General features: G+C 57.6%; 11 protein-coding genes. 5 read left to right on the forward strand and 6 right to left on the reverse strand.

Annotated features, from left to right (window positions below):
* Positions 1-633: 633 nt before the first annotated feature.
* Both Q0687_RS32045 and Q0687_RS32050 read left to right on the forward strand, forming a co-directional pair.
* A complete protein-coding gene (locus Q0687_RS32045) occupies positions 634-879 on the forward strand; it encodes a hypothetical protein (protein ID WP_298885768.1) in 246 nt (81 codons plus the stop codon).
* A 281-nt stretch (positions 880-1,160) separates the two neighbouring features.
* On the forward strand, positions 1,161-1,784 hold the full coding sequence (locus tag Q0687_RS32050; RefSeq protein ID WP_298885770.1) for a DUF4214 domain-containing protein: 624 nt from the start codon (positions 1,161-1,163) through the stop codon (positions 1,782-1,784).
* Between the two features lie 466 nt (positions 1,785-2,250).
* On the opposite strand, the gene Q0687_RS32055 is transcribed toward Q0687_RS32050, so the two are convergent.
* From Q0687_RS32055 to Q0687_RS32070, 4 genes are all read right to left on the reverse strand, one after another.
* Complete coding sequence (locus tag Q0687_RS32055; protein ID WP_298885772.1) at positions 2,251-3,543, reverse strand: HlyD family type I secretion periplasmic adaptor subunit; 1,293 nt, start codon at positions 3,541-3,543, stop codon at positions 2,251-2,253.
* Between the two features lie 5 nt (positions 3,544-3,548).
* Positions 3,549-5,270: a type I secretion system permease/ATPase gene (locus tag Q0687_RS32060; RefSeq protein WP_298885774.1), complete on the reverse strand. Its 1,722-nt coding sequence runs from the start codon at positions 5,268-5,270 to the stop codon at positions 3,549-3,551.
* Positions 5,271-5,411: 141 nt separating this feature from the next.
* Positions 5,412-6,968: a hypothetical protein gene (locus Q0687_RS32065; protein ID WP_298885776.1), complete on the reverse strand. Its 1,557-nt coding sequence runs from the start codon at positions 6,966-6,968 to the stop codon at positions 5,412-5,414.
* A 69-nt stretch (positions 6,969-7,037) separates the two neighbouring features.
* Positions 7,038-7,349: a helix-turn-helix transcriptional regulator gene (locus Q0687_RS32070; protein WP_298885777.1), complete on the reverse strand. Its 312-nt coding sequence runs from the start codon at positions 7,347-7,349 to the stop codon at positions 7,038-7,040.
* Positions 7,350-7,552: 203 nt separating this feature from the next.
* On the opposite strand from Q0687_RS32070, the gene Q0687_RS32075 reads away from it, so the two are divergent.
* Positions 7,553-8,398: an epimerase gene (locus Q0687_RS32075; protein WP_298885779.1), complete on the forward strand. Its 846-nt coding sequence runs from the start codon at positions 7,553-7,555 to the stop codon at positions 8,396-8,398.
* Positions 8,399-8,593: 195 nt separating this feature from the next.
* Complete coding sequence (locus Q0687_RS32080) at positions 8,594-9,787, forward strand: class I SAM-dependent methyltransferase (protein WP_298885781.1); 1,194 nt, start codon at positions 8,594-8,596, stop codon at positions 9,785-9,787.
* Between the two features lie 88 nt (positions 9,788-9,875).
* Here Q0687_RS32080 and Q0687_RS32085 read toward each other — a convergent pair whose 3' ends face one another.
* A complete protein-coding gene (locus tag Q0687_RS32085) occupies positions 9,876-10,076 on the reverse strand; it encodes a hypothetical protein (protein WP_298885783.1) in 201 nt (66 codons plus the stop codon).
* 748 nt (positions 10,077-10,824) lie between these two features.
* Between Q0687_RS32085 and Q0687_RS32090 the strand changes: the two genes are divergently transcribed.
* A complete protein-coding gene (locus Q0687_RS32090) occupies positions 10,825-12,018 on the forward strand; it encodes a CoA transferase (protein WP_298885786.1) in 1,194 nt (397 codons plus the stop codon).
* Positions 12,019-12,138: 120 nt separating this feature from the next.
* Here Q0687_RS32090 and Q0687_RS32095 read toward each other — a convergent pair whose 3' ends face one another.
* On the reverse strand, positions 12,139-13,647 hold the full coding sequence (locus Q0687_RS32095; protein WP_298885788.1) for a tripartite tricarboxylate transporter permease: 1,509 nt from the start codon (positions 13,645-13,647) through the stop codon (positions 12,139-12,141).

Raw genomic sequence — 13,647 nt, forward strand, 5'->3', positions numbered from 1 at the left:
GTGAAGGCGTGAAGGTCCCTCTCCGCCGGAGTAGTCAGCAGATCATGGTGTGAGCAGCACCGCCCTGCAACCGGACCAGGACATTAAGCTTATCGCGAAGGGTTAAAGCGCGGGGCATATTCCGGGCAGTCCTTCAGCGGCATGGTCGCAATGGTGATAGCCTCTATGATCTACTGCGACGTTCCTCGCAGGGTCATCGAGCGCCCCAAGCGCGCAAGCCGTCGTGATAATCCGGCGCGGCGATAACTCCAGGCAGGGTTGCCGCATCGCACCGGATGCCAGGCTTGGCCAACGAAGAGAAATCTGATGGTTGCTGCGACAGTCAATCGGATTTCTTCATGCCAAGTAGCTCGACTACTAACGCCTTCACGATCGTCTTCCTGAGTGGAACAACTGGCAGCCTCAGCAGGCAACAGCTGCCAGATCAGCTGGCGTTGCCCGAAGGTTTGCCGCATCACCGAACTTCAAGCGCCCTGGCTAAGATCAACACCGCCCGATCCAGCAACCGCAGTCGAGCTTTCGGGCATTAACATTGATCACTTAGCTTAATTGTCTCCTGCCGTTGCCGAACTTGTCATCGTGAACAAGGATGCAGGTGTTCATTTCTTTTGATCGTTTATGGGGCTTACGACGATGACACACTTCGAAGATATCGCGCGGTCGCACACATATGAATTCCGTCTGCGTTTGGTGATTGAAGATCTGAAGCACGACATGTTTGCATTGGAAGAGAACCTCAACGCGCTTGAGGCCTTCGAGCATGCATCCAGACGGACGTCCGCCGCACAACCATTGTCGGTCCGAAATTTGCGGGAACGTCGAGACAATCTCATTGCGACGATTGCGACCCTGCAGAATAAACTTAGTGCGATCGAATAAGGTCCGGAAGACACAAAACCCCTACGCCTTGCAAGGCGAGCACGGAGCTCTGAGGCTCTGCCTTATCGAACAAAAGTTGTTGCAAGCTGCAGGCATTCGGACAATCGCGCTCCGCATTCCGGGCCTCACTCTCATCCAAGGGCACGATCTCGGCTGAATCGGCGTTCATGAACGTCTGCTTGAGGCACCCTTTGGTTAAGTTAATCTTAATATTACCGCTTCGTTGACGGATCTTGAACGACTGGGCTTAGATTTGAAGCAGTTGATGGTCGGAGAGTGCTGTGACTGTTCCCGATACGCTCGCATTGGAGATCCTTGGCCGTCACGGAACTCCGGATGAGCTTGCTTCCTGGAACAGTATCGCTGACGTGATCAACAGCCCGGATGGCCCAAGCTATGTCGAACCCCTGGTCCGGCTCTACATGGGGATGTTCGACCGATTGCCCGACGTTGCCGATCCGAACGGCAACTTCGATAGCCCGCCTCAATCGGGATTTTGGGTCAACGTCAATCTTTTAAGGGACGGGCACATCAGCCTCGTTGATATGGCCGAAGCCTTCGCTCAATCCCAGGAAGGGTTTGCTCATTTCGGCGTCGCGGCGCAGCTGCACATTCCGCCCAGCGCAGGCTTCATCCAAAACCTCTACGAAACCCTGCTAAACCGCGAGGGCAGCAGCGCTGAGATCGCTTCATGGCAACACCTCAATTTGGATGTGGCACATGTGGTCTTGGGCTTTACGGAATCCACCGAGTACAAAGCCGATACCTATCGGTTCGACATAACTCCCAACGCGCCACCGCCTGCGCCAACGATTTATGACAGCTTTCTCGTTGCGGCCGGAGCAGCGCACCCCGATCAACACATCGACGTCGTGGGCTCGTCACCCGCAATTCATCTCATCTAGCTTGTTGGATCTGGCGTTCTGTCACAGACTTCGCCACAAGCCCGCGGGCGAGCTTGTGCATGACATTTGCGCACGTCCGGCGTAGGATCTACCTGCAGAAGTTGTTTTGCGCAGGCGATCCCGGGCCGACGATATGCCTGATCAGAAAAGCCCTTTGATCGATGATGTTGACGTTCGTTACGGTCCTGGCACAAGCCCACAAGGACCACTGCCTTTTCACATCCGCGTAAGGCGTCTTCACTGGTGGTGGCCAGGTCCAGAACGCTACGGACGCCTGATCGATCGGTTTCTTCTAGCCGGGGCGCTGAGCCCAGGGATCGTATGGGCTTCACTCGCCTTCGGTTGGGTTCCGGTGCTGTTCACGGCCCTCGAGATTGTCCTGATCCGCTTGACTGTCTACCGCGTACTCAAGGGAACATTTCTCGACTAAAGCTAAGGCCTGTCGCACAAGACAGGCCTGCTCGGATCACTTCTCGCGCATCACACCCCGCAAGCGGTCCTTCAACGGCCGCACGAGATAGTCCAAGACCGTTCGCTCTCCCGTTGGGAAGATCACATCGGCCGGCATACCAGCTGTCAGTCGATCTTTGACCGCAGATGGAATGCCATCGGCCACCACTTGCGCAAGAAAGTAGGGCTGCCTGGTTTGCTCGTCGACCAATCGATCGCGGGAAATCGTGGCCACGCGACCCATGATGATCGGCAGGATGCGAGTATGGAATGCAGAGAACCTGACTTCTGCGGGCATCCCGGCCTGCAGGTTTTCGGTGTCCTGCGGCTGAACATGCGCCTGCACAATCAGGCGATCCTCCTCCGGTACGATGTCCAGCATTGCTTCGCCCGGTTTGACAACCCCGCCGACCGTAAAAATGTGCAAGTTCTGCACCACGCCCGTGCTGGGAGCGACAATGTCAACTCGAGAAAGCACGTCCTTGGCGACCCTAGTCTTTTCCCGCAGGTCGTTGATTTTTTGTCGCGTCTCCTGCATGGCGGAAGCGACATCTTCCTGGAATTTCTGCCGGATCTGTCCGATCTGCAGCTGCGCTTCGCCAATGCCGTTCTGCGCCTTGGCCTCGTCCGCGATTGAACGACCAATCAATCCCTCCAGGCGGCTTTTTTCTCGCTCCAGCGCCATGAGGCGGCTTTTCTGCGTGAGCTGCCGTTCGAACAGATAATGGACATCTACCAGCTCTTCATTGACGTACTTAAGTTGATTGGCAGTGCCAGCACGCTCCTGCTTCAAACCTTCGATTTCGGAATTGTATTGATCGATCTTTGCTTCCAAAATCTTCGTTTGGTTCTTTAGCGAAGCTTTCCGCTCCTGGAATTGAGCAACTTGATCGGAAATCGCCGAAGCTACATTATCTTTGTTTTTCCGATCCGTAAGTTCGCTCGGAAATGAGATCTGCTCCGCACCGTCGCGCTCCGCGACCAACCGCGCCTCCTGAGCAACCACAGCGTCGAGTTGATTCCTCTGCAGTTCGTATCCGGCCTGTGGAGCGGTCAGATCGAGCCGGAAAAGTGTATCGCCAGCGTCGACATGTTGGCCCTCGCGAACATGTATCTCTCGAACGATGCCACCCTCAAGGTGCTGGACGGTCTTACGATTTGATTCAACTGAGACCACGCCCGAAGCAGTGATCGCACTGTCCAATCGCGCGACAGCCGACCATCCGCCCAGCACGACAAAAGTGCTCACGATGACGACGTACCCTGCAATCGCAGGTACCTTCCAGCTCGGAATTGAAGTTTTTTGCATCTCACTCAGCCCTGTCTCACGGCTGCACTCGGCATGGCCGTAATTCGCGAACCCGTCGAATTCATCAGCTTGGCCAGGACTTCATCACGCGAGCCAAACATCGTCACACGCCCCGAGGCCAGGACCAGCAATTTGTCGACGGCGGCGAGCATGGAGGTCTTGTGGGAGATTACAACAACAGTACAGCCGGCTCGCTTGAGCGATTGGAGAGCCTCCATGAGCGCGAGCTCACCTTCGGAATCCAAGCTCGCGTTGGGCTCGTCCAAAACCACGAGCGACGGCTTGCCGTACAATGCCCGCGCAAGACCAACCCGCTGCCGTTGGCCGCCGGAGAGAGCAAAACCGCCCTCGCCGACTTGCGTGTTGTACCCATCAGGCAGGTTCTGGATCAACTTATGAACACCCGCCATCTCGGCGGCTGCAAACAGCTTATCCTCTTCCGCTTCCCCGAACCTGGCAATATTTTCGGCCACGGTCCCTGCGAGCAATTCCACGTCTTGAGGAAGATATCCCAAATATGGACCAAGCTGTTCGCGGTTCCAATGGCTAAGCTCCGAGCCATCAATCCGGATCTTGCCAACTGCCGCTCTCCAGACTCCGACCAGCGAGCGGGCCAGGCTCGACTTGCCCGCCGCACTGGGACCGATAACGCCGAGTACCTCACCGGGCTGCAATGCGAACGAGACTTCTCGGATGACCGGCTCCTTACCTCCGGGCGGTACGACGAGAATATTCTCCACCGAGATTGCGCCCTGCGGCGGCTTAAGCGCAACCTTCTCGGGCTCCTCCGGCAGAAGGCCAACGAGATTTCGGATTCGATCATATGCTGACCGGGCTGCCAAAAATCCCTTCCACTGCGACACAGCGATTTCGACGGGAGATAGCGCTCTTCCCATGATGATGGAAGCAGCAACCATTGCGCCGGCGGACGTCTCTTGGTTGACCGCCAGATAAGCACCGACGCCGAGGATCGCCACCTGCAAGAAGGCGCGGACGAATTTGCTGAGCGCTACCAGGAATCCGGCTCTGTCACTGGCCTTGGCTTGCAGTTGCAGACCCTGCTCGTGTTTGTCGGACCAGCGATCGCGAAGGCCACGCAGCATTCCCATTGCATAGAGTACGTCAGCATTGCGGAACGTGGCTGACGCATACGAGTTTGCCGCAACCGAGTTCTTTGACGCCTCTTTGAGTTCGTTACGGGTCAGCAACTCATTGGCCAGCGCCAGCGCAAAAATGAGGATAGCGCCGGTGCCGGCCACATAGCCGAACCAGGGATGCATGATAAAGCAGCCGGCGACGAATACAGGCACCCACGGCGCATCGCAAAAGGCGATGAGACCAGTCCCCGTGAGAAACTCGCGAATCGTATCCAGGTCTCTCAGGACCTGGACGTGACCGCCTCCAGGCTGAACAAGGGTGCCGCGCAGGACGGTGTCGAACAAAGGAGATTTGGCCTTGTCGGCAAACAAAAGCCCCAACCGTACCAGGATCGAAGAACGGATCTTTTCCAGCAAGGAGTAGACGATCAGCAAGAAGGAAGCGATGATAGTTAATGCGACCAGAGTACCGATGTTACGACTGCCCAACACACGGTCGTAAACCTGAAGCATGTAGAGCGGACCGACAAAGGCCAACAAATTAATGAAGAAGCTGAAGACGATCGCCGTTGCGAAACCCGGGCGAATGGCACGGAAAGCGTCGGTCAAAAAGGTTGGATGCTTTGACATAACTTAAGCTTCCTTAACGTAAACAGTTACGAGCAACGCCCGGTGGCAGCCAAGCAAACAAACGGTTGCAGGACAATGATATTAGGATACCGACCGCCGCAAAGCCTTGTATCAGAAGATCCTTAAGCAATGGCTGACCGGTCATGCCATCGCAACGGACGGATGCACTCCCTGTCCGAGAATGCTGACGGTAGAGCCGTCATTCATACGCCAGCTCTCCAAGCCCCACTGGCTCGCGGTGTAATGGGCCAGGTTGGTGTCCACGATAAGAATGTCGGACCCAAAGGTCTCGATTTTCCAGGTCGGGGTATGGCTAATGAAGTCCTGAATCGCGATTATCGCCGAGTGATCAAAGGATTGTGCCGGAGCCATCAAATCGGTGGGAGCCAGGCTGGCTTGAGAAGCGATTGAAGCGGTAGCCGTGCTTGCCGAATTTGGGATGGAAGCCGAGCTTGCCGAAATAAGCTGGGTGAAGGTCGCCTGAACGGCATCAGAAAGGTTGGCAGCCGCGAGCACGACGGGATGCAACGATTGGAGATCCCAGTGCAATCCCTCGTAGACGCTGCTTACAGCATTGGCCGCATCAGATGAAAAGCCAAATTGAACCGTCGACGTGGCCAAAGTCGACGACCCATGCAGATTGTTCGATGAATTTGGAAGGTCAGCCACCAGCTTGAACGACATCGACAAGTCTTGCAGCTGCGCGACGTTTACAACTTGATCATTGTGATCCGCATCGGCGCGTCCATCGAACGCATGGCCAGCTTTGTCCGTTCGCGGCAGATCGGCCGTACTAACCGCATCCTGGTCTGCCGCCCGGCTCACAGCGATGTGATCACCCTGTGTCGCGAGCTTCTCGGTCTGGTCGGCCTGGCCGTTAGAAACCTTTGCCGCCTCGTCCGCTGAGAAGACGTTGTGCGAACCCGCTCTTTCAAAACCATCGAAGCCCACCAGCATGCTGACATCGACAGAGGAATGCGTCGTTCCAGCGTCGGCCACAGCGAGCGCGGCATGATCATCAGACGCATTCGCCGAGTCGAACCAAACAAGTTCTGACAGCTTGTGGACCGGATCGGAGGCCAATGTGTCCCATACGGTAGCCACGACGAGCGCAGACAGCGTGGTCAGACTGTGACCGCTGAAAAACGAGCCAAACAGCTTCTCACTGGCGCGGCCATTCTCATCTGGCCCCAGACTCATTTCTGCGCTCTTGACATATCCTGTTACGACGAGCGCGGCGAGCATGGCAGCCGGATGAAGATAGACAGTCTGGCGGCGCTGATTGGCTTTCGGGAGGATGTAGGGATGATTGTTCAGAAGCTCGCGCGTGAGCACGTTGAAATCCCGCCCGCGTGCTACGCCCTCTGTCAAATTCGAAACGATGACATATTCGCCATCGATACGAGCGAAATGAACAATAACCTCATCATTGTCCTGACGGCAGAAGACGAACCAGGGGTCGCCTTCGTCGGACAGGCCGCGATCTGTACAGACCGAGATCCCCGAGCTCACCAGGGCCGCTTCAACGCGATAAAACTCACCCAGCTCCTGTTGACTCCAATCCCCTTCGTTTTTGGGGGGACGAAAAAATGAAAGGACCTGGTGCCCATGCAACATAACGATACCCGGCGATGAATTACAGCAATCAAGTGATCGAACTAGTTCCAACCGGAACTCAGCAAAAAAGGCGCTGCTCAACAAAGGCTATCAAAACGACATGACGCCGGGCCGTCTTAATCGCGACCCTTTTTCTATTTCTTAGTCGCGCTACCTAGCGCTCGCGTTCTGTCCGAACAAGATCGAATAAGTCACCGGATCATAATACCGGAGCAGATTTTTTACGAATACTTCGGGCTCAACGCCAAGCACGTCCGCCCAGATCAGATAGCGATCCGGTGGAATACGGCCACGCCCTGATTCCAATTGAGAAATGAAGGTATAATAGTTCCCGCCCACCTTCTCGGCCATTTGCCGCTGAGACAGGCCGCGCTTCTCGCGCAGATCCTTCAAATATAATCCAGCCTCTCGGCGGAGTTCCGCCACTTCCGGAGACGATAATTTTTGCTGACTTGAATACATTTGTTACCCGCCAAGTGGCGCCCTCCACAATCTGCCAAAAACTGACGACCCTGCCAATAATTAACGGTTTGTATAGTATATTTAATACCCCTTGTCCATGGGGGCCATTGCCGGAACATACCACGCCAGCAGGTGGGCTGACGCAGCCCGCCCGGCCTAAGACTGGGTATGACAGGTCGCAGGTCCCTTAAAGAGGTTCTTACATGCAGAGCATGGTTTTTGGCGCGACGGGAATAGTAGGTTCGCTGATCTTGCAAAGGCTCATCGAGTCAGGCGAGCGTCCTTATGCACTCTCGAGGCGTTCTCGATCGACGGTGGAGGGAGTCACCTGGGTTCAGGGCGACCTGAATGAACCGGAAAACCTTTCCTTGCCGCCATTCGAGATCGCGTACTCTACTGTGCATCCACTTCTTCTCGCCAATGCACTACCTCACCTCGACCTGCGTCGAACCCGACGTGTCGTCTTTTTTACCTCGACAAGCATCCTGACCAAATTGAACTCGGAGGACCTGCAGGAGCGAGCGAATATCCGCATGCTGGCCGATGGGGAGTATCGCCTGCAAACGGCTTGTGAAGACCTTTGCATCGGGTGGACGGGGCTGAGACCGACTTTGATCTATGCCGAAGAGCGAGATGCAAATCTGACGCGCGTAGCCAAATTCATCCAGCGATTTGGCTTTTTTCCCCTGTCAGGCTGGGGAGGCGGCCTTCGCCAGCCCGTGAGCGCGAAAGATCTAGCGCTCGGGGCAATCTCGGCTGCATCCTGCTCGCAAACGGTGAACCGCGCCTATGCAGTGCCAGGCGCGGAAGTTGTCAGCTACCATGAAATGATCGGCAGGGTGTTCGACGGATTGGGACGACGGCGTCTGATCATCCCCGTTCCGCCCTTCGTGTGGACAGCATGCTATCAAGGTCTAGCCAGGTTCTTTCCGAACACGAACGCAAGGATGGGATCCCGCATGTCAAAACACATGGTGTTCGATGGCTCGCGTGCGAAGCGCGACTTCGGGTGGAGTCCAGGTCCTTATCAACCTCGCTTCGAGGTATAAAACACGAGGGAGCTTGATAAGCGAAAACTCCCGGGCTACGACCTTCACAGAGCAAATCATCGATGCTGGTAGAATCTCGGCGCTCGTGAGCAGCAGCAGGGGGCTGGTGAGCGTCACGTCAACCCGGTTCGTGGGGCCCCTGGGCCGCAGCCGATCCATCAAGTTTGTGTTGTCGCCAAGATCGCGGAGGATGGCTTGGAACTGTCGATGATTGAGGCGTCCTCAAAACTGCTTAAAGCAATGTGGGCCCCCGTTCCAACTCCAATAAAGCGACCTGTTAGAGTGGTCCTGATCAAGTTACAGCGACTGCCCAACTGGCTTTCAGTGAAAGCTCGGAGGATTTGGCCCTTTCTCCCCGAGGGCATTCGACGCCTGTTCAGATTCGTCGGGAGTCGAAGGTCGCTTGGGCTCGGTTTGTTTGACCGCGTGCCAGCAACAGAGTTGATCGCGAGACGATACGCTCAGATCGTCAGCGGAAATGCCAAGTCCATCCGGGGATTCGAGATCGAACTTGCAAGCAAGGCGGATGCCGAAGAGATGATCAGGTTGGCTCTGCTCGCACAGCAGCGCGAACTATATTCCGATCTGGTCACCTTTCTCGAAAGCTTTCGCTACCATTTCCCTTCGCCACCTTCGGACCCGTTTTCATTCGCCTATCGGGATTTCTGGCTCGCACAATATGAGATCCTCGCTCAGAAGCGGTACGAAGTCGCAAACGAGCATCACGATTTCGACATCGAAAGCCTTCTCGCGCGACCTCATCCGTACAACACTAGAGATCAAAGGGTCATAGGCGCTCATGTTGTGGCGGCCGGCACAATTCTTGGGTGCATCCCTAAGTCACCGCCGGCAAGGATTCTCGAAATGGGAGTCGGGTTCGGAAACACCGCGCTCCAAATGGGCCTGTCCGGCTATGATGTCACGGTCCTTGACATCGAGAAGAAGCATCTTGAAATCGTTTCGCAGCGGTTTAAACGCGAGGGATTAAGCGTCCGCTGCCTGCATCAAGAATTCCTCGACATCGAGGCTCTCGATGAGCGTTTCGACGCCATTGTCTTTTACGAATGTTTTCATCACTGCATCGATCATCAGAGGCTCTTGATCGCGCTGCGGAAGAAACTGACCGAGGGCGGAGCGATAATCTTCGCTGGAGAAACCATCAACGAAGCACTCCCCTATGCTTGGGGCCTCAATCCGACCGGCCAGGGCATTTGGTCAATTCGCCATCACGGATGGATGGAGCTGGTTTTCAAGAAATCGTATTTCCTAGAACTTCTTACGCGGCATGGTTTCGCAGTTGAGGAAAATTCGAACCCTGCGAGCGCGCAAAGCTGGGTGTTCACAGCGCGCCCTATTCGAGAGTTTGCTTCTTCTCAACCTCCCGGCTGAAATATTTTTAGAATCGGCTTTGAGTGCTTTTTTCGCGAAATAACAGCGGATCGAGCCCGCTGCAACGAAGCAGCTCTGGACATCTAACCTACTTTTTGATGCCGTAGTTCCATCGATTGAAAGCTTTCCTCATACGCTCGGGGAAGTCCGGCGACGTATCAATACCATGCTGCCTAAGCTCGGCATCTACTTCATCCAACACAAGACGGTTTTCCGCAGATCGATTCTCAAGGAATCGCTCCAGCGCTGCCTCGTAACGATCAAGAAGTGGCTTATTCATCTGGCTCACGAGATGGTCCTTCCAAGCTGGATTCAACTTCGATTTGATTGCTCCATTCATGCCGGAACTAACTGGCCACAATCTGTCCTTTGATAGGATCCATCATGATGTGGGATCGAATACGAATACCTCGACGATGGCTTGCGGTCGCGCAGATAAATTGAGATTGAAGTCACTAAGATTGAGCAAGACGCGGCGGGGATGCCGCGGTCATACAGCAGGCCCAGCGAATTTCGGCCGCGGCTGTCGCCCTGCTCCGCCGCCCGGAAGTACCACGTCGCAGCTTTCGTGTAGTTCTGCGGCGCTCCGCGGCCGGTCTCGAACAGGAAGCAAGATAGGTCTGCGCGGCGGCGTTGCCGCGCTCGGCGAGCGGGATGAATATGCGCGACGCCGTCACGTAATCCTGCTGCTGGTAGGTGGACAGGCCTTGGCGGAGCGACCGGGCGCGCGGACTGTGACCGCAGCCAGAAGCGCGAGCACCGCGAAGACAAACTTGACCTGCCGCGACAGCCGAGTTCGGCCCAGAACTCGGGATTGCATCCTCTGAGAGACGTCATGCCGTTCCTTCTCACACGCGCATAAGACTAATCGGACGATGTGACGAAATCCAGAGCCAGGGCCGCAATGAGAGACACGAACACAGCCTCATCCCACGAGAATCTCAGCCTCGGCGCATGGCTGGCTACGTAGCCAATGCTTGCCGCATTATCTTTCGGCACTATTGTGGGCGCGCAATCTGTCTCCGGAGCCAGCCACGATGCCCTTTCCTCACGCTTCCGAAGCCCTCTCGCGCTTCACCGTGCTCGATCTGACCCGCGTGCGCTCCGGCCCGACCTGCGTGCGCCAGCTTGCCGATTGGGGCGCGACCGTGATCAAGATAGACGCGCTCACGGAAGATGCGGGCGGCGAGCAGCCGGGCGGCCCGCGGCAGGGCGCCGACTTCCAGAATCTGCACCGCAACAAGCGCGCCATGACGCTGAACCTGAAGGACGAGCGTGGGCTTGCCGTGTTCAAGCGCCTTGCCGCCAAGGCAGACGTAGTGGTCGAAAATTTCCGACCCGACGTGAAGAAGAAGCTCGGCATCGACTATGAGAGCCTCGCCAGCATCAACCCACGCATCGTCTACGGAAGCATCTCCGGCTTCGGCCAGGACGGCCCCTACCACAAGCGGCCGGGCTTCGACCAGATCGCGCAAGGCATGGGCGGGCTGATGTCGATCACCGGCGCGCCGGGTCAAGGCCCGATGCGGGTCGGCATCCCCGTTGCCGACCTCACCGCGGGCCTGTTCTGCGCCATGGGTATCCTCACCGCGCTGCTCGAGCGTGAAGTCTCGGGCAAGGGCCAGTGGGTGCAGACCTCGCTGCTTCAGGCCCAGATCTTCATGCTCGACTTCCAGGCCGCGCGCTGGCTGATGGAGAAGGAGGTGGCCAGGCAGGCCGGCAACAATCACCCGACCAGCATCCCCACCGGGGTGTTCAAGACCTCGGACGGCTACATCAACATTGCGACGACGGGAGGCCGGATCTGGGAGCGCTGCGCGCAGGCCGTCGGCGCACCGGAGCTGGTCGCCAACCCCGACTACGCTACCGCCCCGGCGCGTTCCAGGAATCGTGACGCGCTCAACGCGGAGATCGAGAAGCGCACGGTGACGAAATCGACCGACACGTGGGTCAGAGAACTCAACGAGGCAGGTGTACCCTGCGGGCCGATCTACGCCATCGACCAGATGTTCGAGGACGCGCAGGTCAGGCATCTCGGCATCGCGCAGGACGTGCCCAACGATGAGGGGCGTCATATCCGTCTCATCGGCCAGCCCGTTACGCTGTCGCGCACGCCAAGCAGAATGGTGGCGCGGCCGCCGGAGTTCGGCGAGCAGACCGACGAGGTGCTCACGGAATTCGGCTTCGACACTGAGGAGATCGCGGCACTGAGGGCCGCCAAGGTGGTTTGAGGATCAAGGCCCCCGCCGGTTCCGCAAAAGCAAGGGGGCCCGGCGCGAGCGCCGGTCCTCCATTATTTGTGTCGAAGATCCGTGGCGACAACCCGGAGCGGAACCGGACACCTACGCGCGTCAGCGCGATGCCCGCCTCGTCCATACGATGCGCGCGAGCAGGCCATCGATGGCAGGCCAGAACAGCAGCAGAACCGCCAGCGTCGTGATCGAGCCGACCAGGCCGTTCGACCAGAACACCTTGAGGTCGCCGCCCGAGCCAATCATAGAGAGGCGGAAGGCATCCTCGGCGCGGTTGCCAAGCACGAGCGCCAGCGTAAACGGCGCCAGGGGAATGCCAACCTTCTTGAAGACGTAACCGACGACGCCGAAGCCGAGCATGAGCCAGATGTCGAACATCGCATTCTGGATCGCATAGGCGCCGATCGCGCAGGACACCACGATCATCGGCGCCACCGCAGCGAACGGCACGCGCAGGATCGAGGCGAAGATCGGCACCGTCGTCAGCACCAGTACAAGGCCGACGACATTGCCGAGATACATCGAAGCGATCAGACCCCAAACGAAATCCTTGTGCTCGACGAACAGCAGCGGACCCGGGTTGAGCCCCCACACCATCAACCCGCCGAGCAGGATCGCGGCCGTACCGGAGCCGGGAATGCCGAGCGCCAGCATCGGCAGCAATGCCGAGGTGCCGGAGGCATGCGCCGCCGTCTCCGGTGCGAACACACCTTCGATCCGGCCCTTGCCAAAGGTTTCGGGATCCTTGGCAAAACGCTTGGCAAGATTGTAGCCCATGAAGGACGCTGCGATCGCGCCGCCGGGCGTGATTCCGAGCCAGCAGCCGATGAAAGACGAGCGGAGCAGTGTCACCCAGTATTTCGGCAGGTCCTTCCACACACCAAGCACCACGCGCAGCGAAATACTGGCCGCGTGGCCGCGCAGCGCCAGCCGTTCCTCCATCGTCAGCAGGATCTCGCTGATGCCGAACAGGCCGATGACGGCGACGAGGAAATTGATGCCGCGCAAGAGCTCGGCCGAGCCGAAGGTCATGCGCAACTGGCCCGACACCGTGTCCATGCCGACGCCGGCGAGCAGCAGGCCGAGCGACATCGAGATGACGATCTTGTGCCTGGATTCGCGCCCCAATCCGACGAAGGAGCAGAACGTCAAGAGATACACGGCGAAGAACTCGGGCGGGCCGAACTTCAGCGCAAACGACGAGATCATGGGCGCAAGAAAAGTGATAAGCAGCACCGCGACCAGCGAACCGATGAAGGACGAGGTGAACGCCGCGGTCAGCGCCTCGGCCGCCCTGCCCTGCTGCGCCATCGGGTAGCCGTCGAAGGTGGTGGCGACCGACCAGGCTTCGCCTGGGATGTTGAACAAGATCGAGGTGATCGCGCCCCCAAAAAGCGCGCCCCAATAGATGCAGGACAGCATCACGATCGCCGAGGTCGGATCCATCGTGAAGGTGAGCGGCAACAGGATGGCGACGCCGTTCGGGCCGCCAAGCCCGGGGAGCACGCCGACGAAGATACCGAGCACGAGCCCGGCCATCATCAGCACGAGGATCTTCCACGTCAGCAGGACGGCGAAGCCGTGAAGCAAGAGGCCGAGAGCTTCCAT

The sequence above is a fragment of the uncultured Bradyrhizobium sp. genome (assembly GCF_936928535.1).
GTDB lineage: Bacteria > Pseudomonadota > Alphaproteobacteria > Rhizobiales > Xanthobacteraceae > Bradyrhizobium.